Raw genomic sequence first — 331 nt, 5'->3', positions numbered from 1 at the left:
AGCGCGGTGTGGTCAATGTGGGTGACGAGCTTGAGATCGTCGGTATCCGCGACACCAAGAAGACCACCTGTACCGGCGTCGAGATGTTCCGCAAGTTGCTGGATCGTGGCGAGGCGGGCGACAACGTTGGCGTTCTGCTGCGCGGTATCGAGCGTGAAGGCGTCGAGCGCGGCCAAGTGCTGTGCAAGCCCAAGTCGGTGAACCCGCACACCAAGTTCGAGGCCGAAGCCTATATCCTGACCAAGGACGAGGGTGGCCGTCACACGCCGTTCTTCGCCAATTATCGCCCACAGTTCTACTTCCGCACAACGGATGTGACCGGCACCGTGAC

1 protein-coding gene is annotated in these 331 nt (G+C 61.0%); it reads left to right on the top strand.

Features of this window, described 5'->3' with window-relative positions; translation table 11 throughout:
- Positions 1-331: EF-Tu C-terminal domain-related protein (locus tag JAO82_RS14520; protein ID WP_269812993.1), on the top strand; the 331-nt coding region annotated here is incomplete at both ends.

Source organism: Pontibaca salina (genome assembly GCF_016307205.1).
GTDB classification, from domain to species: Bacteria; Pseudomonadota; Alphaproteobacteria; order Rhodobacterales; family Rhodobacteraceae; genus Pontibaca; species Pontibaca salina.
This window is presented reverse-complemented; position numbering and strand designations above follow the sequence as displayed.